Raw genomic sequence first — 19,065 nt, 5'->3', positions numbered from 1 at the left:
ATCGTCTAGTTGCCCTTGGTGCAGGTCTGCTGCGCGGCGGTCTGGCCGGTGACGTTCGACGGGAGGGCGACGGACGAGGAGGTCGGGGCCGGGGTGCTGCCGCTCGAGGTGCTCGGCGCGGCCGTCGCGCTCGGCGCGGGCGTCGCGGCCGTGCTCGGCGCGCTCGACGGCGACGCCGACGGGGTCGGGGTGGCCGACTCCGTCCCGTTGCCCGTCGTTCCGGTGAGCTGGACCGGGGTGTCGTTCGCGAGCGCCTGCTTGAGGGCGTCCACGCCCGTCGGCTCGGGGACGACGCGGTTGACGTTCGCGGGGTCCGTCATCGCCGGGTACTGGAGGAACACGAAGTCGCTCAGCGACACGCTCTTCAGCGCGAGACCGATGGAGACCAGCGTCGTCGGCGACGAGAGCGTGTCCGAGAGGGTGAGGTTGGAGGTCGCGGCCTTCGCCAGCGTGAAGAGCGTGAGCGGATTGCTCAGCACGCCCGCGCTCGTCACCGTGCGCAGCAGCGACGAGAGGAACAACTGCTGGTTGCTGATCCGGCCGAGGTCGCTGCCGTCGCCGACGCCGTGACGGCTGCGGACGAAGGCGAGGGCCTGGGAGCCGACCAGGGTCTGCTGGCCGGCCGGCAGGTTGAGGCCGACATACGGGTCCTTCAGCGGCGTCGCGAGGCAGACGGGGACGCCGCCGACGGCGTTGGACATCGCCGAGACGCCGTCGAAGCTGATCTCGGCCGCGTACGGGATGCTGAGGCCGGTGAGCGCCTCCGCCGTGAGGACGACGCAGGAGAGGCCTCCCGTCGACAGCGTGGTGTTGAACTGCGCGCTGTCCTGCGGCGACGTGGAGCCGCCACCCGAGGTCGGGCAGGAGGGGATCGGCACCATCAGGTCGCGCGGGATGCTGATGACCGTGGCGTGCTGGTGGTCCGCCGAGAGGTGCAGGATCATCGTGACGTCGTTGTTTCCTGCGCCCGAGCTGCCGGCGAGCTCCTGCGAGCTGGAGAACTGGCCGCCCTGGCCGGTGCGGGTGTCCGTGCCCGCGAGGAGGATGTTGACCGCGCCGGACTCCGCGCCGACACTGGGCACGGTGACGGCCTTGCCTGCCGCGGAGACGAGATGGATGGACGGCTTCAGCGACCGGACGGTGTCCTGCACCGCGTAGGCGCCGACGGCGCCGGCGGAGATGACGAACACAGCCACGGCGGCGGCCAGCAGGCGCATGACGGGTCCGCGCGCTCGGCGCCTCGGCAGACGGCCGTGGCGCACGGGAAGTGGCCTTTCGACCGAAGAATGCCTCATCCTTCCACGGTAGGGGTGCAGTCTGCGCGAAACCTTTCCCGCAGGTGAGGAATCTGCAAGGATCCACACGCACGACGCACGAGCGCCGCCCGGCGGGAGCCGGACGGCGCTCGGTGGCACTGCGCAGGGACTACTGCACGTCGTCGTCGACCCAGTCGAAGGTCTTCGTGACGGCCTTCTTCCAGAGGCGGAGCTGGCGGTCGCGCTCGGCGGCCTCCATCTTCGGCTCCCAGCGGCTGTCCTCCTGCCAGTTCTTGCGCAGGTCGTCCAGGTCGCTCCAGAAGCCGACCGCGAGGCCGGCGGCGTAGGCCGCGCCGAGGGCGGTGGTCTCCGCGACGACCGGGCGGACGACCGGCACGCCGAGGATGTCGGCCTGGAACTGCATGAGGGTGTTGTTGGCGATCATGCCGCCGTCCACCTTCAGCTCCGACAGCTCGACACCGGAGTCGGCGTTGACCGCGTCCAGCACCTCGCGGGTCTGGAAGGCCGTGGCCTCCAGGACGGCGCGGGCGATGTGACCCTTGTTGACGTAGCGCGTGAGGCCCACGAGGGCGCCGCGCGCGTCCGCCCGCCAGTACGGCGCGAACAGGCCGGAGAACGCCGGCACGAAGTACGCGCCGCCGTTGTCCTCCACGGTCTTCGCCAGGTCCTCGATCTCGGGGGCGCTGGAGATGATGCCGAGGTTGTCGCGCAGCCACTGCACCAGCGAACCGGTGACGGCGATCGAGCCCTCCAGGGCGTAGTGCGGCTTGTCGTCGCCCAGCTTGTAGCCGAGCGTCGTCAGGAGGCCGTTCTTGGAGTGGACGATCTCCTCACCCGTGTTGAAGATGAGGAAGTTGCCGGTGCCGTAGGTGTTCTTGGACTCGCCCGGATCGAACGCGGCCTGGCCGAACGTGGCCGCCTGCTGGTCGCCGAGGATGCCCGCGACGGGGACCTCGCGCAGCAGGCTGGACGCCTCCACGGTGCCGTAGACCTCGGAGGAGGCCTTGATCTCCGGGAGCATCGACTTCGGCACGCCGAACGCCGCGAGGATGTCGTCGCGCCAGGTGAGGGTCTCCAGGTCCATGAACATGGTGCGGGAGGCGTTGGTGACGTCGGTGGCGTGCACGCCGCCGTCGGGTCCGCCGGTCAGGTTCCAGAGCACCCAGGCGTCGGTGTTGCCGAACAGCAGGTCGCCCCGCTCGGCGCGCTCGCGCGCGCCCTCGACGTTCTCGAGGATCCAGGTGATCTTGGTGCCGGAGAAGTAGGTCGCCAGCGGGAGGCCGACATCCTGCTTGAAGCGCTCGACCCCGCCGTCCGCGGCGAGGCGGTCGACGATCGGCTGCGTGCGGGTGTCCTGCCAGACGATGGCGTTGTAGACGGGCTCGCCGGTGTTCTTGTCCCAGACCACCGCGGTCTCGCGCTGGTTGGTGATGCCCACCGCCGCGATGTCGTGACGGGTGAGGTCTGCCTTGGACAGCGCCTGGCCGATGACCTCGCGCGTGTTGTTCCAGATCTCGACCGGGTTGTGCTCGACCCATCCCGCCTTCGGGAAGATCTGCTCGTGCTCCAGCTGTCCGCTCGACACGATCGACCCGGACTTGTCGAAGATGATCGCTCGGGTGCTCGTGGTGCCCTGGTCGATAGCGACGACGTAGTCGGCCATACGTAACTCCTTTGTTTTTGGGGGGTGGGACTGAAGAGGGCCGGTCGGGGTCTCCCCCGGCCGGCCCCCGGGTGTTACTTGGTGAGGATGGGGAGCAGCAGCAGTGCGAGCCAGCCGGCCAGCAGACCGCCGACGATCGGCCCGACGACCGGGATCCAGGAGTAGGACCAGTCGCTCGGGCCCTTGTCCTTGATGGGCAGGACCGCGTGAGCGATGCGCGGGCCGAGGTCACGCGCCGGGTTGATGGCGTACCCCGTCGGACCACCGAGGCTGGCGCCGATGCCGGTCACCAGGAGGGCCACGGGCAAGGCGCCGAGGGCGGCGAGGCCCGCTGCGGTGCCGGGCTGGTGGCCGAAGGCGATCACGACGAACACCAGCACGAACGTGCCGACGACCTCGGTGACGAGGTTCCAGCCGTAGCTGCGGATCGCCGGGCCGGTGGAGAACACGCCGAGCTTGTTGCCCGGGTCCGGCTCCTCGTCGAAGTGCTTCTTGTACGCCAGGAACGTGATACACGCACCGATGAACGCTCCGATGAGCTGAGCGACGATGTACAGCAGCACTGTCACGAAGTTGACCGGCACCAGAGTGTGCGCGGCGGCGCTTCCGAACGCCTTGGCTCCGTTGGCGACCAGACCGAGCGTCACTGCGGGGTTCAGGTGCGCGCCCGAGTTGTAGGCGATGTTGACACCAGCGAAGACCGCAATGCCCCAGCCGAAGTTCACCATCAGGAACCCGCCGTTGAAGCCCTTGTTCCTGATCAGGGCGACGTTCGCGACGACACCGGTACCGAGAAGCACCAGCATTGCCGTTCCGCACAACTCTGACAGGAAATCAATACCGATATTGTCCACGTTGACCTTCCAGTTGTTCAGTTGACCCGCACCCTGTCGTGCGATGAGGTGGCTCTCGCCAGGGGGCGTTCGAACGCTATTGCGGTCGGGTCCGCCTGGGCAAGGACCGTTCTATGCACGTTCGTGCATTATCGGAGCGCTGCGGCTTCGCTCCCGTCCCCCGACGTCAGGTTCACCCGGTGGGCGGCTGCCAGTTCCGCTTGGAACGCATCTTCCTCCTCCGAACGCCGATTTGGCGACCATGCGAGCGCGTTTGCGACGATTTCGCCGATCTCGCGGACCAGCGGGATCGAGACCGATCCCGTGAACGCGAGGCTCGTGCGACGGAGGAACAGGTCGGAGAGGTGCGCGACCCGCTCGGTGCGCACGAGGTGGTCGAGCTCGGCGCGCGAATACTCCGGCGCTGCGGCGAGCGGCGCGTCCTCCCCCTCCCAGCCGGCGATCGCGTCGATGACGAAAGCGGCCTTGGTGCCGTAGCGGTGCAGCAGCGCGCTCGCGCGGGCGGCGCCCACGTCGGCGCCGTAGCGGGCCACCCAGTCGCGCTCGGCCTGCGGGGTGGTCGGGAAGCCGGCGCCGCCGCCGATCGGGAGGCCGAGGGTGGCGACCGTGCGGGACATGCCCAGGGCCGCCAGCGTCTCGTTCGCGAGGTGCTCGCTGAGCGCGCGGAACGTCGTCCACTTGCCTCCGACGAGACTGAGCACGGTGGTGTCTCCGAGGCCGGCGATCGTGCCGGGCACGATCCGGTAGTCGCGGGAGACGAAACCGGGCGCGGTGTCGTCGTGGCGCGGCAGCGGGCGCACCCCGGAGAAGCTGTAGACGATCTGCTCGCGGGTGACCGGGATCGTTGGGAAAACGTGCGAGACCAGCTCGATGAAGTAGTCGATCTCCTCCTCGGTGCACACCGCGGGGACCGCCAGGTCGGCCTCGAGGTCGGTAGTGCCGACCATGACCTTGCCCTTCAGCGGGTAGATGAGGACGATGCGGCCGTCGTTGTTCTCGAAGAAGATCTCGCGGCCGGTGCAGGCCTCCAGCAGCTCCAGGTTGTCGAGCACGATGTGCGAGCCCTTGGTGCCGCCCATGAACTGCGTCGGCCGGCCCAGGGCCGCGTTGGTGAGGTCGGTCCAGGGGCCGGAGGCGTTGACGACCACGTCGGCCGTGATGGTGAACTCGTCGCCGGTCTCCCGGTCGCGCACCAGCACGCCGCCGTCCTGCGCCCCGACGGCCTCCAGGTAGTTGGCCGCACGGGCGTGCGGGCCTGCGGCCAGTCCGTCGGCGAGGACGTCGAGCGCGAGCCGCTCGGGGTCGTGCACCGAGGCGTCGAAGTAGGTGGCGGTGTACTTCAGGCCCGGATTGAGCTTCGGGAGGGTCGCGAGCGACTTCCGGCGGCCGTGGAAGCTGTGCCGCGGCACACTGCCGCCCTCGCGCGAGAACGTGTCGTAGATCGTCAGGCCGGTCTTGATCAGGAACGCGCCGCGCTCCTTCGGCTTTCCTTGCTTGTGGGTGAGGAAGCGCAGCGGCGCGGCGAGGATGCCCGAGAAGGTGGAGTAGATCGGGATGGTCGTCTGCAGCGGCTTGACGTAGTGCGGCGCGATCCTCAGCAGGCCGTTGCGCTCGGTCACCGACTCCTTGACCAGCCGGAACTCGCCGTTCTCCAGGTAGCGGATGCCGCCGTGGATCATGTGGCTGGAGGCCGCGGAGGCGCCGGACACGAAGTCGTTGCGCTCCACGAGCACCACGTCGACGCCCTGCAGGGCGAGGTCGCGGAACGTGCCGAGCCCGTTGATGCCGCCGCCCACGACGACGACCTGCGCGCTCGGGCGCTCGCGCAGCTGCTGGATCTCGGGGCGGACATTCGACTTCGTCGTCACGGTGACTCCTGGAACTTCTACTGAACGGCGGTGGGTTTCGCTATAGTCTTCGATGCCGGCACAACTTCGATCAAGCCGGATGCACATACGTGCAGCGCCACCTCCAGCACTCACCCGAACCCGGAAGGCGGTCCCCGAATGTCCGCGCCCGACACCCAGAACCTCCCCGAGAAGGTCCGCGACGCCCTCAAGGCGGGCCACCTCTACTACATGCAGGACCTGACGATGGAGGCCATCGCCCACGAGATGCACACCTCGCGGTCCAGCGTCTCCCGGCTCCTCTCCTATGCGCGCGCGTCCGGGCTGGTCACCATCCAGATCGCCCAGCCGCACGAGGGCGCCACGCGCGTGCAGCAGGACCTGCACGCCCGCTACGGCATCGGAGCGCACATCGTCCCGATGCCGAGCGCGATCAGCGACGTCGACCGGCTGGAGCGCGTCGCCATCTCGGCTGCACGGATTCTCGACCGCTTCATCGACTCCAACACCACCGTCGGGGTCGCCTGGGGCTCGACGATGAGCGCGCTGAGCAGGCACCTGATCCCGAAGGATCTGCACAACGTGGAGTTTGTGCAGCTCAACGGGGCGGGCAACACGTACACGACGGGTGTGCTCTACGCGTCGGAGATCCTGCGCCGGTTCGGCGACACCTACTCCGGGACGATCCAGGAGTTCCCGGTGCCCGCCCTGTTCGACGACCCGCAGACGAAGCAGGCGATGTGGCGCGAGCGCAGCACCCGGCGCATCCTCGACATCCAGGAGCGGATGGACGTGGCGCTGTTCGGCCTGGGCTCGCCGTTCTCCGAGGTGCGCTCGCACGTCTACGCGGGCGGCTACCTCGACGCGGACGACTACGCGTCGCTGGACACGTCCCGGGTCGTCGGCGACGTGGCCACGGTGTTCTTCCGCGAGGACGGCAGCCACCACGGCATCCCGCTGAACGAGCGGGCCAGCGGGCCGGACATCGACCTCATCAAGCGCGTGCCGCGCCGGGTGTGCATCGTGTCGGGGCCGTCGAAGGTGCACAGCCTGCGCGGCGCCCTGGCCGCCGGGCTGATCACGGACCTCATCGTGGACGAGGGAACCGCCCGCGCGCTGGCTGACGTCGCCGAGCCCCCGGCCCCCGCCCCCGTCGAGCACGCAGCCTGACGTCGAGGGGCACGTTAACGCCCCAAAAACACGGTTTTAGGGGCGTTAACGTGCCCTTCGACGGTGGGGAGAGGTGTGTCGCAGTGCGACGGGGAATAGTTCGCGCGATGCGGCGTTGATCTAGACTCGACAACAGAAGAACGTGCTCCGGGGTCGGTGAGAGTCCGAACCGGCGGTGACAGTCCGCGAGCGGGAGGCGAGAGCCCCCTGCTGAACCGGTGGAATTCCGGTACCGACGGTAATGCGTGCAGGCGAGAGCCTGGGCGCTCAGTCCGGATGGGAGGCGCACGTCGGCGGTCGGTGACGACCGTCGCGAACGCGGGCTTTCCGCTTCAGTGACCCCGGCACCACGTCTCGACGGCAACGAGAGACAGGACGACGCCCGGATGACCCGGACTGGAGAATGGGAAGCCGCGATGCGCACCGCGCTGCGGCTCGCCGAGGGCGGCCCGGCCACCGGCGTGAACCCGCGCGTGGGCTGCGTGATCCTCGACGCCGAGGGCCGCACGATCGCGGAGGGCTTCCACCGGGGCGCAGGCACCGCGCACGCCGAGGTCGACGCGCTCAGCAGCCTCCCCGAAGGCGGCGCGAACGGAGCCACCGCCGTCGTCACGCTGGAGCCGTGCAACCACTGGGGCCTCACCGGGCCCTGCTCGGAGGCGCTGATCGCCGCCGGGGTCGCCCGCGTCGTGTACGCGGTCGCCGACCCGGGCCGCCACTCCAGCGGAGGCGCCGAGCGACTCAGGGAGGCCGGGGTCGAGGTGGTCGGCGGCGTTCTCGCCGACGAGGCGGAGCGCTTCCTGGGCGACTGGCTGACGGCCGCGCGCCTCGGCCGGCCGCATATCACGGTCAAGTGGGCCAGCACCCTCGACGGCCGCACCGCCGCCGCGGACGGCACCAGCCGGTGGATCACCGGCGCGGCGGCCCGGCAGCGCGTGCACGAGCAGCGGGAGGCCTCCGACGCGATCGTCGTCGGCACCGGCACCGTGCTCGCCGACGACCCCAGCCTGACCGCGCGCGGCGACGCCGGCGAGCTGCTCGCCACGCAGCCGACGCCCGTCGTCGTCGGGACGCGCGCCGTGCCGAAGGACGCCGCGGTGTTCCGGCACCCGCACCCCGTGATCTTCGAGGGCACCCACGACCTGCACGAGGTCGTCGCGGACCTCCACCAGCGCGGCTTCCGCCGGGTCTACGTGGAGGGCGGCCCCACCCTCGCGAGCGCGTTCGTCGCCGCGGGACTGGTGGACGAGTACGCCATCTACCTCGCGCCGTCGCTGCTCGGCGGCCCGAAGCTCGCGCTCGGCGACATCGGCGCGGAGACCATCGGCGACCAGCGCAAGCTGCGCATCCTCGACGTCGAACGGCTCGGCGTCGACCTGTACCTGCGGGCCGTGCCCGTCCCGACCACCCACCAGGAGGCGTGAGCGTGTTCACCGGAATCATCGAAGAGCTGGGCGAGGTCGTCGCCGTCGAGCGCGACGCCGACGCGATGCGGATCACCGTGCGCGGCCCGCTCGCCGTCAGCGACGCAGGGCACGGCGACTCCATCTCGGTCAGCGGCGTCTGCCTCACCGTGATCGGCCAGGACGCCGAGACGTTCACGGCCGACGTGATGGCCATGACGCTCGCGATGAGCACGCTCGACGACGTCGCGCCCGGCCGACGGGTGAACCTGGAGCGCGCCGCGCAGGTCGGCGACCGGCTCGGCGGCCACATCGTCCAGGGCCACATCGACGGCACCGCGACCGTGCTCTCCATCGAGGACGGCAGCGCCTGGCGGGTGGTCCGGCTCAGCCTCGACCCCGCTCACGCGCCGCTCGTCGCGCGCAAGGGCTCCATCGCCATCGACGGCGTCTCGCTCACGGTGAGCGACGTCGGCGGCGGCCGGGAGGACGGCTGGTTCGAGGTCTCGCTCATCCCGGAGACCCTCACGGCCACGACGCTCGGCGACCGCGTCGCAGGCGACCGCGTGAACATCGAGACCGACATCCTCGCCCGGCACGTCGAGCGGATGCTCGCGCTCGAGCCCGACTTCGCCGCCCGCTTCTCCCCCGACACCGAAGCAGCCACCCAGACGCTGACAGAACGGAGTGCGTCATGACGCTCGCCACCATCCCCGAGGCCCTCACCGAGCTGCGCGCCGGCCGGCCCGTCATCGTGGTCGACAACGAGAGCCGCGAGAACGAGGGCGACGTCGTCATCGCCGCCGAGCTCGCCAGCCAGGAGTGGATCGCCTGGACCGTGCGCAACTCCTCCGGCTTCATCTGCGCCCCGATGACGAACGAGATCGCCGACCGCCTCGAACTGCCGGTGATGGTCTTGAACAACGAGGACGCCCGCGGCACGAACTACACGGTGAGCGTCGACGCCGCCAACCGGCTGTCCACCGGCATCAGCGCCGCCGACCGCGCGCACACCCTGCGCGTGCTCGCCGACGCCGAGTCGACGCCCGCCAGCCTCCACCGCCCCGGCCACATCATGCCGCTGCGCGCGGTGGACGGCGGCGTGCGGGAGCGCGACGGCCACACCGAGGCCGCGGTCGACCTGCTGAAGCTCGCCGGCCTGAACCCGGTCGGCGCCATCTCCGAGATCGTCGCGGACGACGGCGAGATGATGCGCCTCCCCGGCCTCCTGGAGCTCGGCGAGCGCGAGGGCGTCCTGGTGATCACCATCGAGGCGCTGATCGCGTACCTGCAGGAGTTCCACTGCGACCAGCAGCTCGCCTCCCCCGCTCCCATCCCGGAGTCGTCGCGGGTGATCTTCGAGGTCGAGACGACCGTCCCCACCACGAACGGCACATTCCGGATGCGCGCCTACCGCGACCGGATGACCGGCGCCGACCACGTCGCCATCGTCTCGGGCACGTCCGCGGCCGAGGGCACGCTCGTGCGGGTGCACTCGGAGTGCCTGACCGGCGAGGCGTTCGGCTCGCTCAAGTGCGAGTGCGGTCCGCAGCTCGACGCGGCGCTCGGCACCATCCAGCGGGAGGGCGGCGTCGTCGTCTACCTGCGCGGGCACGAGGGCCGCGGCATCGGCCTGATCAACAAGCTGCGCGCCTACAAGCTCCAGGAGGACGGCCTCGACACGCTCGACGCCAACCTGGCGCTGGGCCTGCCGATCGACGCGCGCGACTACGGCGCGGCGACGGCCATCCTGCAGGACCTGGGCATCGAGTCGGTGCGACTGCTGACCAACAACCCCGAGAAGGTGCGCCAGCTCGAGGAGCACGGCATCACGGTCGAGGAGCGCGTGCCGCTCGTCGTCGGCGTCGGCGTGTTCAACGAGGGCTACCTGGAGACCAAGCGCGACCGCATGGGCCATGTGATCGCCGAGATCGACCCGGACGACGAGCCGGACGCAGCCGCCGTGGCGGCGGAGAGGACAGCACGATGAGCGGAGCAGGAGCGCCCCAGGCGACCGAGGCCGTCGACGGGAGCGGCCTGCGGGTCGTCATCGTCGCCGGCACCTGGCACGAGCAGATCACCGACGGCCTGATCGCGGGCGCGACCCGGACGCTGGAGGCCGCGGGAGCGGACTACACGCTCGTCCGCGTCCCCGGCAGCTTCGAGCTCCCCGTCGTCAGCAAGGCGGCGCTGGAGTCCGGCGCCGACGCGGTGGTCGCGCTCGGCGTGATCATCCGCGGCGGCACCCCGCACTTCGAGTACGTCTCGGCGGCGGCGACCGACGGTCTCACCCGGGTGGCGCTCGACACGGGCAAGCCGGTCGGCTTCGGCGTGCTCACGCTGGACGACGAGGCGCAGGGCATCGACCGCGCCGGCCTGCCCGGCTCCAAGGAGGACAAGGGCGAGGAGGCCGCGCACGCGGCGCTCGCCACGGCGATCGCGCTGCGGGAGCTGCGCGCGTAGGGGTCGGGCCGGAGGCTACGGCTTCCAGACCATGAGCACGACGACGGCGACCAGCAGCAGGCTGGCGACGCCGGAGCCGGCCGCGATGGCCGGGTACCTCGAGGACTCGCCCTGCGCGGTGTCGGCGGTCTGGAGGGACTCGGCAGCGCGGCGCATGGTCGGGACGACGAGGAACAGCGTCAGCCCGAGGGCGACCACGTAGAGGACGATCGACCACAGGATCCACGGCGTGACGATGCTGAGGTCGTACTTCTTGTCGGCCAGCCCCATGACGCCGAAGCCGAAGAAGACCACGAGCAGCGACAGCAGCGCGATCAGGTTGGTCGACTTGGCGAGCACCGCCACCTGGCCCCCGTTGCCCGCGCGCACGGCGCGCATCGCCGTCATCGGCAGGATGGCCATCGGCCCCACGATGAACACAGCGGACACGACGTGCAGGACGGCGAAGAGGGTTTCCATCCCTCCAGCCTATCGAGCGGTGCGGGCGCCCCGATTCGGCCGGGCCACGCGGGCGGCATAGGGTGAAAGGGACGCCACAAGCGTCCCATTCCTCAGCTCCGCCCGCGCGACGCCCGACCGACGAACACGCTCTGCGGCTCCCCGTCACGTCACCGGAAGTTCTTCACGCATGTCCACGACGGCCTCCGTCACCCCTCCCGTCCCCGCCAACACCCGCGGCCGCGTCATCCTCGCGAGCCTCATCGGCACCTCCATCGAGTTCTACGACTTCTACGTCTACGCCACCGCCGCGGTGCTCGTCTTCCCGTCGCTGTTCTTCACCAGCGAGGACCCGACGGCCGCGCTGCTGTCGTCGTTCGCCGTGTTCGGCGTCGCGTTCATCGCGCGCCCGGTCGGCTCCATCCTGTTCGGCCACTTCGGCGACCGGATCGGCCGCAAGGGCACGCTCGTCGGCTCGCTGCTGACGATGGGCATCGCGACCGTCCTGATCGGCTGCCTCCCGACCGCGCAGACGCCGGGCTGGGAATTCTGGGCGCCGTTCCTGCTCGTGGTGATGCGGTTCTGCCAGGGCCTCGGGCTCGGCGGCGAGTGGAGCGGCGCCGCGCTGCTCGCCACCGAGAACGCACCGGCGGGCAAGCGGGCGATCTACGGGACGTTCCCGCAGCTCGGCGCGCCGATCGGCTTCATCGTCGCCAACCTGCTGTTCCTGGCGCTCAGCCTCTCCATCGACGCCGAGCAGTTCGCCGCTTGGGGATGGCGCATCCCGTTCCTGCTGAGCGCCGTGCTCGTCATCGTCGGGCTGTACGTGCGGCTGAAGCTCGTGGAGACGCCCGCCTTCCAGAAGGTCGTCGACACCGGCGAGGTGGCGAAGCTCCCGCTGGCGCGGGTGTTCCGGACGAGCTGGCGGCAGATCGTGCTCGGCACGTTCATCATGCTGGCGACTTACGTGCTGTTCTACCTGATGACGGCGTTCACGCTGACGTACGGAACGACGGCGGCGACCCCGGAGGCCGCACAGGCCGCCGCGGAGAAGGCCGGCAAGACGTTCTCGGCCGCCGGGTTCGTGCCGGGACTCGGCTACGCGCGCAACGACTTCCTGGTCATGCTCATCATCGGTGTGGTGTTCTTCGGTGTCTTCACCCTCGTCGCGGGCCCGCTCGCCGAGCGCTTCGGCCGCCGGAAGACGCTGATCTGGGTGACGCTCGGGATCATCCTGTTCGGCCTGCTGTTCGTGCCGCTGTTCGCCGGCGGCACGGTCGGGACGATGGCCCTGCTCATCGTCGGCTTCACGCTCATGGGGCTCACCTTCGGGCCGATGGGCGCTGAGTTGCCGGAGCTGTTCCCGACGAACGTCCGGTACACGGGCTCCGCCATCGCGTACAACCTGGCCAGCGTGCTCGGCGCGGCCGTCGCGCCGACCGTCGCGGTCTGGCTGTGGACGGTCGGCGGCGGCAGCACGGTGTGGGTGGGCGTGTACCTCTCCGGTGCGGGCGTGCTGACGCTCATCGCGCTGCTGCTGTCCAAGGAGACGCGCGACATCGACTTCACCGACAACGTGAGCTGAGCTGCTCAGCGAGGCCGAGCGCCGGGCCGCCCGACTGGTTTGCCGAGTCGCAGGTTCCTCGTGAAGCGGATGACGTCGTCAGCGACCGTGGGGTGTGCCCGCGCATCGGGCTGCTGGTCGGAGGCCGCACCTTGGACCTCCTCCAGCGTCGAGTCGACGAGTGCGGCCGCATTCGCGAGCCCCCACGATTCGACCTCCGCGACAAGATCGGCCATCGTCAGCTCAGAGTGCAGGTAGCGGTCGTTGATCGCAAGCGCCACCTCACCGTCGTTACTCAGGTGCGCCTGCGGCACGACATCGTAGGCAGGAGCCAATGACACCCGACCGTCGGGGCGATGGATCATGCTGATGTTCTTGGCGTGAAGGTCGAGGTTCCCGGTCGCTACCGACAGGGTGACGAGCCGCGCGAGGCGGGTGAGTGAGTCGGCATCGCGTCGGGAGGCGAAGAGTCGCGCGATCCGATTGAGTGTGACTTTGCCGCCGAACCGCTGGTATTTCTCGTTGCCCTGAGCGCCCAGGGCCTGACTCATGTCCTCCTGGTGAAGTCGCCCATCGGGCGGCGAAGGACTCCGATCGTACCGCTCGATCACGAGCGCGCTCTCGCCGTGGAATTCGTGGAGGGCCACGTCGTACTCCAGAAGGCCGAGCGCGCGAGCCAACCGTGAGCCGAACTCCTCGTCGAAGATGGTCGTCGGGTGGCCGTCCGGCACGGGCTTGAGGATGTGGGTCGACGGGTACCCGTCCTCCACGCCGTTCCACCTTCCCTCCACGTACGCCAAGACAACCTTCGGCTGGACCCCTACGAGGCTCGACTTTCCCGCGCCCGGGATGTTACCCAGGGGAACGCGTCGTCGCTCGCGCAAGACCTCCGCGACACCGGCCGCATCGAGCGGCCTCAGGCGGGGCGTCCGCGGCTCTCCCGGATCGCCCAGGTCCCAGATCTGCGCAGCCCCCGCGACATCGCGGCCGAACCTGGCCAGTAATGACAGGTGCTCCCACGTCCGCAGACCCGCCTCCGCCGCGAGCCACTCGAGGATGTCACCCTCAGGGAGGAGCCCGACGAAGTAGTTCATGCGGCGTTGCCAACCGGTGGGTCGCGTCACAGCATTCAGTGGGACGGACTCGGACAGCACTGTGCTCCCGAGCCCGAACTTCTCGACGGCTCCGAGCTCGGGTTCGAAATCGAAGCGCCGATCGTCACCGACGAGCGTTCCGAGCCGCTCACCGTAGAGCTCGACCGCCAATCTCCGGGCACCGTTCATCGACTGTCGCCGCGTCCGTCGACTTCGGCGATGAGGGTGATGCCGAGAAGGTCGGCGGCTCGGAGGAGGCGCTCGATGGCGACAGTCGACTTGCCGTTCTCGAGCCCCCACACGTATTTCTGGTCGGTATCGAGACGCTGAGCAAGGTCGCGCTGCGAAAGACCGTGGAGCAGCCGGGCCTGTGCGATGACCCGCCCCAGCGATTCCGGTGAGTCGATCCGCGCAGTGAGCGCCATGGTTCTCCTCCTTGAAGGCGATATTCCCGTCAGAATAGCCGAAGGGAAAATCCCCGTCAAGATGAATGATGGGAATTTCACCGTCATGCGACTCGACGGGATTATTGCCGTCACACGCAACCGTCGGTGTCAGTCGAGGAAGAGGGTGCGCAGGCGGCGGGTCGTGAGGATGAGGCCGAGGGCGATCATCACGGCGAAGTACAGGACGTGCCACAGCATCCCCGGGCCGACCGCGCCGGTCGTGAGCCCGCGGACCAGCTCCACGCCGTGCCAGAGCGGGAGGGCCATGATGATCGACTGGATCCAGGCCGGGTAGACGGTGATCGGGTAGAAGGTCGCCGACAGCAGGAACATCGGCAGCAGGATGAAGTTGATCCAGTCCATCTGCTGGAACGTCTTCATGTAGCTGGTGATGCCCATCCCGAAGCTGGCGAAGCCGAACGCGATCAGCAGCACCGCCGGGAGGGCGAGCAGCGCCCACCAGGACAGGTTGAGTCCGAGCACCTGCATCACGATCTGGAAGCCGACCGCGTACAGCGCGCCGCGCAGCAGCGCGAGCAGGATCTCGCCGAGCGCCACATCCAGCGGGCCGAGGGAGGTCGACAGCATCCCCTCGTACAGCTTGGCGAACTGCATCTTGAAGAACACGTTCCAGGTGGAGTCGTAGACCGCGCCGTTCATCGCCGCCGTTGCCAGCAGGGCCGGCGCGATGAAGGCGGCGTACGGCACCTGCTGCCCGCCCGCTGTCGTGACCTCCCCGACCAGCTTGCCGAAGCCGATGCCGAGCGAGAGCAGGTAGAAGATCGGCTCGAAGAAGCCGGAGACGATGACCAGCCAGTTCGTGCTGCGCGTCGCGGACCAGCCGCGCTGCATCACCGAGCGGGCGTTGCCGGCGTAGAGCGCGCGCAGCGGACGCGACCGGGGGACGGTCTCGACGAGCGGGTCGCGGGTGGTGGTCACTTGTTCAGCCTCCGTCGCGCGATCCGGCGCGCCCACCGCCAGAACACGACGAACAGCGCCGCGAGGTAGAGGACGTGCACGACCGTGAGCCAGAGCGGCTCGGCGTAGCCGTAGGCGAAGACGCGGGCGAGCTCGGTGGAGTGCCAGAGCGGCGAGATCCAGCCGATCCACTGCAGGTAGACCGGCATGGCGGCCAGCGGGAAGAACGTGCCGGAGAACAGGGTCATCGGCAGCAGCACGAACCGCATCAGCATCGCGATCTGGCCGGTGTCCTGCTCGAGCGTCGAGACGTACGCCATCACCGGGGCGCCGAAGGCCAGGCCGCCGAGGGTCGCGACCAGGATGGCGAGCCAGCCCCACGGGCTCGGCACCGCCCCGAAGAGCAGCATGAAGAGGTAGTAGACGACGCTCGTGCCGAGCAGGCGCGCCACCACCGAGATGACGACGCCGTCGATGATCTGCCCCGGAGCGATCGGGGAGGCGCTGATACCGGTGAACGTCGGATTCCACTTGAACCCGAGGAAGATCGGGTACGTGAACTCCTCGCTCGCCACGGTGACCGCGGCGGTGCAGAGCAGTGCGGGGGCGACGAAGGCGAGGTAGCTCACGCCGTTCACCGCGGTCGGCCCCATGTGGGCGCTCACCAGGCTCCCGAGCCCGACGCCCATCGCGAAGAGGTAGAGGAACGGGTTGCCGAAGCCGGTGACGAGCAGCGTCTGGAGGTACGAGCGCATCACCCGGAAGCGGTGCTCGGCGACGTACCAGGCGCCGAACCGGCGCGGCCGACCGGAGGCGGCGAGCGCGGCCCGCGTGCCCTCGTCTGCGGACGTCGCTGTGCTCATTCGATCAGGCTCCGCCCGGTGAGCCGCAGGAAGACGTCCTCCAGGCTCGACCGGCGCACCAGGCTGGTGAGCGGGTGGAGGCCGCGCTCGGTCAGCCGGGCGAGCTCGGCCTCCCCGTCGTCGCTGTAGACCAGGATGCGGTCGGGCAGCACCTCGACGCGGTCGCCGATGCCGTCCAGCCGCGGCGCGACCTCGGCGTTGCGGTCGGAGCCGAAGCGGACCTCCAGCACCTCGCGCGTCGAGTACTTCCTGATGAGGGACGCCGGGGTGCCCTCGGCCATGATCGCGCCCTTGTCGACCACGACGAGGCGGTCGCAGAGCTGCTCGGCCTCGTCCATGTAGTGCGTGGTAAGCACCAAGGTCGTGCCCTGCTCCTTGAGCCGGAACAGCCGATCCCAGAGGATGTGCCTGGCCTGCGGGTCGAGGCCGGTGGTCGGCTCGTCCAGCAGCAGGATGCGCGGGTCGTTGATGAGCGCCCGGGCGATCGTGAGCCGGCGCTTCATGCCGCCGGAGAGGTCGTCCACCTTCGCCTTGGCCTTGTCCTCCAGCTGCGCGAACGCCAGCAGCTCGTCGGCGCGCTGCCGGACGCGTGCGGACGGGAGGCCGAAGTAGCGCCCGTAGACGATGAGGTTGTCGCGTACCCGCAGCTCGGTGTCGAGGTTGTCGGACTGCGGCACCACGCCGAGCTGCGACCGGATCTCCGGCCCGTACTTGTCGGGGTCGAGTCCGAGGATGCTCAGCTCGCCAGCCGTGCGGGTGGAGACCGCGCCGATCATCCGCATGGTGGTCGACTTGCCTGCGCCGTTCGGGCCGAGGAGACCGAACGACTCCCCCGCCTCGACCTCGAAGCTGATGCCGTCGACCGCGGGGAAGTCCTTGTACTTCTTGACCAGGTCGGCGGCGGTGATGACAGACGTCGGCATAGTTCAGCACTGTAGCCCGCACCACGGACATTCCCGCAGTGTCAGCAAACCGGCAGCCCGCAGGAAGTACGGTCGAAGCAGCATCCCGAACTCCTGTCGAAGGAACCCCCATGAGCACCGACATCACCGCCCCTCCGCGCCGCCGTTCCCCCTTCGCGCGGCGGGAGGCGGACAGCGGACCGCGCGCACGGTTCAGCCAGCTCCTCCCCTACCTGCTCGAGCACCGCGGCGTGCTCTCGTTCGTCGTCGTGCTGAGCGTGCTCGGCGCCGCCGCGAGCCTCGCCCAGCCGTTGCTGGTCAGCCAGGTGATCACGATCGTCGGCAAGGGCGAGCCGCTGGGCGGTATCGTTTGGGGGCTCGTTGCGCTCGTCGTCGTCTCCGCGCTCATCTCCGGCTACCAGCACTACCTCCTGCAGCGCACCGGCGAGGGCGTCGTGCTGTCGTCGCGCCGCAAGCTGGTGGCGCGGATGCTGCGCCTGCCGATCAGCGAGTTCGACACCCGCCGCACCGGCGATCTGGTGTCGCGCGTCGGCTCGGACACCACGCTGCTGCGGGCCGTGCTCACCCAGGGGCTCGTGGAGGCCATCGGCGGCGCGCTGACGTTCATCGGCGCGCTCATCGCGATGCTCATCATCGACCCGGTGCTGCTCGGGCTGACGGTGCTCGTGGTCGCCGTCTCCATCGTCGTGGTCACGCTGCTGTCCGGCCGCATCCGCGTCGCCAGCCAGAAGGCGCAGACCAAGGTCGGCGACCTCGCCGCGGCGGTGGAGCGCGCGATCAGCTCGGTGCGGACCATCCGCGCGGCGAACGCGACCGACCGGGAGATCGCGGCGGTCGACGCCGACGCGACGGGAGCCTGGAAGATGGGCATCCAGGTCGCCAAGATCTCCGCGCTCGTGGTGCCCGTCGCGGGCATCGCCATGCAGGTGTCGTTCCTGGTGGTGCTCGGCGTCGGCGGCTTCCGGGTCGCCAGCGGCGCGATCACGGTCGCGAACCTGGTGGCGTTCATCCTCTTCCTGTTCATGATGATCCTGCCGCTCGGTCAGGCGTTCGGCGCGATCACCGCCGTCAACTCGGCGCTCGGCGCGCTCGGCCGCATCCAGGAGATCCTCGACCTCCCCACCGAGGACCAGCATGACCGCGACATCGCGCCGCTCGGGATGACCGTCGGCGTCGCGAACGAGGGCCTCGCGCCGCACGCGCCGGCGATCGAGTTCGTGGACGTGGAGTTCGCCTACCCGTCCTCGCCGGAGCGCGACGAGCCGTCCGTCGTCGCTGCCGCGCCCGCCGACGCCGAGCGCGTCGCGCTTGCGGCGTTCGGCGGCGTCGACGTGGTCGCCGAGGCGGAGGCGGCGGCCGGACTCGGCGCCGACACCGCAGCCGCGACGCACGGCGGGGTGCTGCACGGCGTCAGCTTCGCGGTGCCGCGCGGCAAGCGCACGGCGCTGGTCGGGCCGTCCGGCGCGGGCAAGTCGACCATCCTCGCGCTGATCGAGCGGTTCTACGACCCGGAGGCCGGGCAGGTGCGCTTCGGCGGGATGGACATCCGCACGCTCGACCGCGTCGCCCTGCGCTCCAACATCGGCTACGTCGAGCAGGACGCCCCGGTGCTCGCCGGCTCGCTGGCCGACAACCTCAGGCTCGCGACTCCGGACGCGACGGACGAGCAGTGCATCGACGTCCTCCACGCCGTCAACCTCACCGAGGTGCTGGAGCGCAGCGACCTCGGCCTGGACGCGCCGGTCGGCGAGGACGGCATCATGCTGTCCGGCGGCGAGCGTCAGCGGCTCGCGATCGCCCGCGCGCTGCTCGCCGCTCCCCCCGTGCTGCTGCTGGACGAGTCGACCTCCAGCCTCGACGGCCGCAACGAGCAGCTCATGCGGGAGGCCATCGACGCCGTCGCCGAGGACCGCACCCTCCTGGTGATCGCGCACCGGCTCTCCACCGTCGTCGACAGCGACCAGATCGTGGTTCTCGACCACGGCCGCGTCGTGGGGGTGGGCACCCACTCCGAGCTCGTTGCGAGCACGCCGCTTTACCGCGACCTCGCGAAGCACCAACTCCTCGTGTGACCCTCCATCCCTTCCGGACTTATGTACGCGACACGCCGGTCGCGGGCGTACACAAGTCCGGAAGCGATTG

General features: G+C 69.8%; 17 protein-coding genes and 1 riboswitch. Of the genes, 7 read left to right on the top strand and 10 right to left on the bottom strand.

Annotation, left to right across the window (positions count from 1 at the left end; genetic code table 11):
• Positions 1-5: 5 nt before the first annotated feature.
• From ACFRFH_RS13865 to ACFRFH_RS13850, 4 genes are all read right to left on the bottom strand, one after another.
• The gene (locus ACFRFH_RS13865) at positions 6-1,217 is read right to left on the bottom strand and encodes an LCP family protein (RefSeq protein WP_382463586.1); all 1,212 of its coding nucleotides are present in this window, start codon (positions 1,215-1,217) and stop codon (positions 6-8) included.
• A gap of 208 nt (positions 1,218-1,425) precedes the next feature.
• Positions 1,426-2,940: a glycerol kinase GlpK gene (glpK, locus tag ACFRFH_RS13860; RefSeq protein ID WP_382463585.1), complete on the bottom strand. Its 1,515-nt coding sequence runs from the start codon at positions 2,938-2,940 to the stop codon at positions 1,426-1,428.
• Positions 2,941-3,014: 74 nt separating this feature from the next.
• Positions 3,015-3,794, bottom strand: coding sequence for an MIP/aquaporin family protein (locus ACFRFH_RS13855; RefSeq protein WP_370056493.1), 780 nt, complete (start codon positions 3,792-3,794; stop codon positions 3,015-3,017).
• 128 nt (positions 3,795-3,922) lie between these two features.
• The gene (locus tag ACFRFH_RS13850; protein WP_382463584.1) at positions 3,923-5,662 is read right to left on the bottom strand and encodes a glycerol-3-phosphate dehydrogenase/oxidase; all 1,740 of its coding nucleotides are present in this window, start codon (positions 5,660-5,662) and stop codon (positions 3,923-3,925) included.
• A 138-nt stretch (positions 5,663-5,800) separates the two neighbouring features.
• Between ACFRFH_RS13850 and ACFRFH_RS13845 the strand changes: the two genes are divergently transcribed.
• From ACFRFH_RS13845 to ribH, 5 genes are all read left to right on the top strand, one after another.
• Complete coding sequence (locus ACFRFH_RS13845) at positions 5,801-6,811, top strand: sugar-binding transcriptional regulator (RefSeq protein WP_382463583.1); 1,011 nt, start codon at positions 5,801-5,803, stop codon at positions 6,809-6,811.
• Between the two features lie 139 nt (positions 6,812-6,950).
• Positions 6,951-7,103: riboswitch (FMN riboswitch) on the top strand.
• Between the two features lie 124 nt (positions 7,104-7,227).
• Complete coding sequence (gene ribD, locus ACFRFH_RS13840; RefSeq protein ID WP_382463582.1) at positions 7,228-8,235, top strand: bifunctional diaminohydroxyphosphoribosylaminopyrimidine deaminase/5-amino-6-(5-phosphoribosylamino)uracil reductase RibD; 1,008 nt, start codon at positions 7,228-7,230, stop codon at positions 8,233-8,235.
• A 2-nt stretch (positions 8,236-8,237) separates the two neighbouring features.
• Complete coding sequence (locus ACFRFH_RS13835; protein WP_382463581.1) at positions 8,238-8,912, top strand: riboflavin synthase; 675 nt, start codon at positions 8,238-8,240, stop codon at positions 8,910-8,912.
• Positions 8,909-10,204 carry a GTP cyclohydrolase II gene (ribA, locus tag ACFRFH_RS13830; protein WP_382463580.1) on the top strand — a complete coding sequence of 432 codons (1,296 nt, stop codon included), beginning with the start codon at positions 8,909-8,911 and terminating at the stop codon, positions 10,202-10,204. Before ACFRFH_RS13835 ends, ribA begins: the two co-directional genes overlap by 4 nt.
• Positions 10,201-10,677 (top strand): 6,7-dimethyl-8-ribityllumazine synthase, encoded by a 477-nt coding sequence (gene ribH, locus ACFRFH_RS13825; protein ID WP_382463579.1) that lies wholly within the window; start codon positions 10,201-10,203, stop codon positions 10,675-10,677. Before ribA ends, ribH begins: the two co-directional genes overlap by 4 nt.
• A gap of 15 nt (positions 10,678-10,692) precedes the next feature.
• Here ribH and ACFRFH_RS13820 read toward each other — a convergent pair whose 3' ends face one another.
• The gene (locus ACFRFH_RS13820) at positions 10,693-11,136 is read right to left on the bottom strand and encodes a DUF2269 family protein (RefSeq protein WP_382463578.1); all 444 of its coding nucleotides are present in this window, start codon (positions 11,134-11,136) and stop codon (positions 10,693-10,695) included.
• Between the two features lie 169 nt (positions 11,137-11,305).
• On the opposite strand from ACFRFH_RS13820, the gene ACFRFH_RS13815 reads away from it, so the two are divergent.
• Entirely contained in the window at positions 11,306-12,700 is a 1,395-nt protein-coding gene (locus ACFRFH_RS13815; protein ID WP_382463577.1) for an MFS transporter, read from the top strand.
• 5 nt (positions 12,701-12,705) lie between these two features.
• Here ACFRFH_RS13815 and ACFRFH_RS13810 read toward each other — a convergent pair whose 3' ends face one another.
• The 5 genes from ACFRFH_RS13810 to ACFRFH_RS13790 all read right to left on the bottom strand — a co-directional run bounded on the left by ACFRFH_RS13810 (position 12,706) and on the right by ACFRFH_RS13790 (position 16,923).
• On the bottom strand, positions 12,706-13,944 hold the full coding sequence (locus ACFRFH_RS13810; RefSeq protein WP_382463576.1) for a type II toxin-antitoxin system HipA family toxin: 1,239 nt from the start codon (positions 13,942-13,944) through the stop codon (positions 12,706-12,708).
• A 14-nt stretch (positions 13,945-13,958) separates the two neighbouring features.
• Positions 13,959-14,198 (bottom strand): helix-turn-helix domain-containing protein, encoded by a 240-nt coding sequence (locus ACFRFH_RS13805; protein WP_382463575.1) that lies wholly within the window; start codon positions 14,196-14,198, stop codon positions 13,959-13,961.
• A gap of 129 nt (positions 14,199-14,327) precedes the next feature.
• Complete coding sequence (locus tag ACFRFH_RS13800) at positions 14,328-15,158, bottom strand: ABC transporter permease (RefSeq protein ID WP_382463574.1); 831 nt, start codon at positions 15,156-15,158, stop codon at positions 14,328-14,330.
• Positions 15,155-16,000, bottom strand: coding sequence for an ABC transporter permease (locus ACFRFH_RS13795; RefSeq protein ID WP_382463573.1), 846 nt, complete (start codon positions 15,998-16,000; stop codon positions 15,155-15,157). Before ACFRFH_RS13795 ends, ACFRFH_RS13800 begins: the two co-directional genes overlap by 4 nt.
• Positions 15,997-16,923: an ABC transporter ATP-binding protein gene (locus tag ACFRFH_RS13790; RefSeq protein ID WP_382463572.1), complete on the bottom strand. Its 927-nt coding sequence runs from the start codon at positions 16,921-16,923 to the stop codon at positions 15,997-15,999. Before ACFRFH_RS13790 ends, ACFRFH_RS13795 begins: the two co-directional genes overlap by 4 nt.
• A gap of 110 nt (positions 16,924-17,033) precedes the next feature.
• Between ACFRFH_RS13790 and ACFRFH_RS13785 the strand changes: the two genes are divergently transcribed.
• Positions 17,034-18,995 carry an ABC transporter transmembrane domain-containing protein gene (locus tag ACFRFH_RS13785; protein ID WP_382463571.1) on the top strand — a complete coding sequence of 654 codons (1,962 nt, stop codon included), beginning with the start codon at positions 17,034-17,036 and terminating at the stop codon, positions 18,993-18,995.
• Positions 18,996-19,065: the final 70 nt, after the last annotated feature.

The organism is Leifsonia sp. NPDC056824, from assembly GCF_042789575.1.
Lineage (GTDB): Bacteria > Actinomycetota > Actinomycetes > Actinomycetales > Microbacteriaceae > Leifsonia.
The sequence above is the reverse complement of the archived record's forward strand: the minus strand, read 5'-3'. Positions and strand labels throughout refer to the sequence as shown.

What these genes read in the sequence shown, in the direction of transcription:
- ACFRFH_RS13865 (WP_382463586.1), bottom strand. Translation starts at nt 1,217, where the DNA reads ATGCGCCTGCTGGCCGCCGCCGTGGCTGTGTTCGTCATCTCCGCCGGC.
- glpK (WP_382463585.1), bottom strand. Translation starts at nt 2,940, where the DNA reads ATGGCCGACTACGTCGTCGCTATCGACCAGGGCACCACGAGCACCCGA.
- ACFRFH_RS13845 (WP_382463583.1), top strand. Translation starts at nt 5,801, where the DNA reads ATGTCCGCGCCCGACACCCAGAACCTCCCCGAGAAGGTCCGCGACGCC.
- ribD (WP_382463582.1), top strand. Translation starts at nt 7,228, where the DNA reads ATGCGCACCGCGCTGCGGCTCGCCGAGGGCGGCCCGGCCACCGGCGTG.
- ribA (WP_382463580.1), top strand. Translation starts at nt 8,909, where the DNA reads ATGACGCTCGCCACCATCCCCGAGGCCCTCACCGAGCTGCGCGCCGGC.
- ribH (WP_382463579.1), top strand. Translation starts at nt 10,201, where the DNA reads ATGAGCGGAGCAGGAGCGCCCCAGGCGACCGAGGCCGTCGACGGGAGC.
- ACFRFH_RS13820 (WP_382463578.1), bottom strand. Translation starts at nt 11,136, where the DNA reads ATGGAAACCCTCTTCGCCGTCCTGCACGTCGTGTCCGCTGTGTTCATC.
- ACFRFH_RS13815 (WP_382463577.1), top strand. Translation starts at nt 11,306, where the DNA reads ATGTCCACGACGGCCTCCGTCACCCCTCCCGTCCCCGCCAACACCCGC.
- ACFRFH_RS13805 (WP_382463575.1), bottom strand. Translation starts at nt 14,198, where the DNA reads ATGGCGCTCACTGCGCGGATCGACTCACCGGAATCGCTGGGGCGGGTC.
- ACFRFH_RS13795 (WP_382463573.1), bottom strand. Translation starts at nt 16,000, where the DNA reads ATGAGCACAGCGACGTCCGCAGACGAGGGCACGCGGGCCGCGCTCGCC.
- ACFRFH_RS13790 (WP_382463572.1), bottom strand. Translation starts at nt 16,923, where the DNA reads ATGCCGACGTCTGTCATCACCGCCGCCGACCTGGTCAAGAAGTACAAG.
- ACFRFH_RS13785 (WP_382463571.1), top strand. Translation starts at nt 17,034, where the DNA reads ATGAGCACCGACATCACCGCCCCTCCGCGCCGCCGTTCCCCCTTCGCG.